Source organism: Methanospirillum stamsii (assembly GCF_003173335.1).
In the GTDB taxonomy this organism is placed as follows: Archaea; Halobacteriota; Methanomicrobia; order Methanomicrobiales; family Methanospirillaceae; genus Methanospirillum; species Methanospirillum stamsii.
Map to the genome: position 1 here is coordinate 1 of NZ_QGMZ01000080.1, position 3128 is coordinate 3128.

The following is a 3128-nucleotide window of genomic DNA, read 5'->3' on the forward strand; positions in this document are numbered from 1 at the left end:
ATGGGCTGAAAAATTTTTGAGCGCAAAATATTATTTCAAAATGTTATGCAACTAACTATAAATAAACCAGATCCGGAGGTGCTTTATGGGCCTCAGTGGGATACAAAAATCGGGTTTTTCATGCAAAATAAATACCCTTGAATCGAAACTCGCCAAATAGGAAAACCATGAATAAACCTTTTTCATAATTATACACGAACAAAATATCCTTTGCAAATTATTATTTTCAATGAATCCACATCTTTATCATAATTTATGAACTCCAGGCTTTTGGAAGAATACCACATTCTAAATACCATCATTGAGCAGGATAAACGAGTCTCATCTTTTAAATATGCTTTGCTACGGGGAACTATTGATATTTGTCAACAAAAATCTCATCTGGAATTAGAAAAGGATGGCAGAATCTGGTATCCTCTTGGGCTTCTTGTTGAGAAATGGATTTTTTATTTTTACCCAATCTTTGATTCTGAATTTTTTATTCCTCAGTTAAATGGCGAGAAGGAATTAAAAGAAGATAGTAAAAATATCTCCTTTCGAAAACCTCTAACTGAAATAATTGATTATTATCGGATGAAGGGAGGGATATCAGTTTTTTATTCTGACTACCAGAAAGGATCCGTTCCGGATGAACTGCAGCTTACTTTGAGAGACCTCATCAAAAAGATACGATGGGCAATAATTGATGGACCTTTTCAGCACCTTGGATACTCCCATTATGGCTCATATTACTCTGTTTTCAATTGGGATCAATTACGACTCATGCTCCCGAAAAATCCGGTATCTCCTGAGTATATGATATTATATTGTGGTAAATTCTCAATATCTTTCGAAATTGATCAATTATTCAAGTATTTTGGTAGTTTTATCCTCGGAGAAGGCTCCATTCTGAATAAATGGGCAGATTTCACCGTCCAAATTAGCAAAACCCAGGGATTGGGGATTAATCGTGAGCAGATACTTGGTATTCTGAACACTAGCCCGGACACCGGACGTGAACAGGTGACAGTGGTAACGAAAGTATATGATGTAATGATACAGGATAATGGTTCAATTCCCTGTGTATGGTCAGGATTTTCATTGAAATCATGGAAAGATATCCATATTGATCACATGCTTCCCTTTTCCATATGGAAAAACAATGATCTCTGGAATCTAATGCCAACAAAAAATAGCATCAATTCGAAAAAGAGTGATGGAGTGCCTGCTCCTGATTTCATTATTAAAAGACAGGATGTGATTTGCTGGTACTGGAAAAGACTTGCTGAGGCTTATTCTGACATGTTTCATCAGGAGATCATAGCATCACTAACAGGAGCACGTACAACTGGTCAACAGGACTGGATACAACCGGCGTTCTCCGGTCTTGTTGAGAAAAGTCGATATTTGATTGATATTAGAGGTTATCCTGCATGGATTCTGTAATATGTCCATTCTGCAACCCTGAAAAAAATGAAGTGACCTTGGAAAACGAATATGTATACGCCAGGTATGACAAGTATCCGGTCTCACCCGGTCATCTTTTGATAATTCCCAAACGGCATATCAGATCTGTTTTTGAAGCAGATTATCAGGAGATAGAGAATCTCTATGATCTTGTTTGTAAAGCGAAAGAATTCCTTGATGGGAAATATGCTCCGGATGGATACAATATTGGAATAAATGATGGAAATGCAGCAGGACAGACTATTATGCACCTTCATATTCATGTAATTCCCCGGTATTTTGGAGATATGGATAATCCAAAAGGGGGCGTCCGGGGAGTAATTCCAGATAAGCAGAAGTATTGAGAGAGACGTCTCCCATTCTCCAAATATCAAATTAACGATAGAAATTTACTTGTTCAGTGCCAAACAAACGTAGAATCGTCAATATTTTTTGATTCAGATTCTGGATGAATAAAACCTATCATTAACGGAAATTATTCAGGATTTAATCTCTCTGAAATTTAAAAAGATCAATATTAGAGCCGTTTTTCAAGTTTTTTTCTTTTTTTTGTTCAAAAAAAGTAACATTCTCCTCATCGAGCCACTTTCTTATAAACCATTCAGTATTAGAGAAACAATAGGGCAGAGGACTGTTACCAATGACAAAGTTTTAATGCACTTTTTATAATTGCCATCTGCATACTCCCCGGATCTGTTGCAGCTGGCAGGTATACGCCCTATCCGGGTCCAAGCACCGGAGATACAAAAAACCAGAATACATTCCAGTGATCATTTTTCAATTGGATCAGGAAGACTGATAACATTATGTACCGGTTTTACGGCATCAAAAATCGACTGAACCATCTGTGTTACTATAGTCAAAAGATAGCAGAGTAGAACTCAACCCAGGAAAAGATGAGAGTGTTATGTTCGCAAATAAGGTTCTCATGAGATGGGGAAATCAGTATCTCCGGATAAGGGAATAAATTGAGGAAGAACAGTCTGATGAAATCTCATTTTTGGGACTTTTGTATTTGGTGACTATCCTTCTCGTATAATGTTCTCCATGCATCTGTGTAATTGGATATCTCCGCCAATTTTTTTAGCGAATTATCCAGAATGGTGAGAGCGAACCACAAATAAAAAAACTCCTCTTTAGCGGAAACCATCCTGTCTTAAGATATTCTAACAGACAATATGCATGAGGTGTCCATGATAATAGGATATGCAGGTTGATTCTGGATGAATCATATATTAACGCATGATCCCATGAAATTTGCTCATCGAAAAAAAATTTCAAAAAAAATAAGTTTTTTCTGCCAGGGGATTTCTTAGTTCAATAAGGAGCCTTTAATCTCCTCATGATTTACCGGCGGTCATAATCCCATAATTAATCAATGCCGTCCGGATCTCCTTTAATTCAATACGCATTTCAGAGATCTCCTTATTTAAATGATTATCCAGATCACTCCTCATTCCTTTCACTTCATGAAGTGTCTCTTCCTGAAGACCAATTGATCTCTCCTGTAGACCAATCGTCTTTTCCTGAAGGCCAACTGTCTTTTCCTGTAGACCAATTGTCTTTTCTTGTAGATCGATCGTTTTTTCCTGAAGATTAATCGTCTTTTTTTGTAGACCTAGCTCTACAATGTCATGTTTAAATGGTTAGTTATCTTGATCCTCTCCAATTTTGATCAATAT

2 protein-coding genes are annotated in these 3128 nt (G+C 36.8%); both read left to right on the top strand.

Annotation, left to right across the window (positions count from 1 at the left end):
* Positions 1 to 255: 255 nt before the first annotated feature.
* A complete protein-coding gene (locus tag DLD82_RS18010; protein ID WP_109942515.1) occupies positions 256 to 1425 on the top strand; it encodes an HNH endonuclease domain-containing protein in 1170 nt (389 codons plus the stop codon).
* Positions 1413 to 1790: an HIT family protein gene (locus DLD82_RS18015; RefSeq protein ID WP_109942516.1), complete on the top strand. Its 378-nt coding sequence runs from the start codon at positions 1413 to 1415 to the stop codon at positions 1788 to 1790. Before DLD82_RS18010 ends, DLD82_RS18015 begins: the two co-directional genes overlap by 13 nt.
* The last annotated feature ends 1338 nt before the right edge of the window (positions 1791 to 3128 follow it).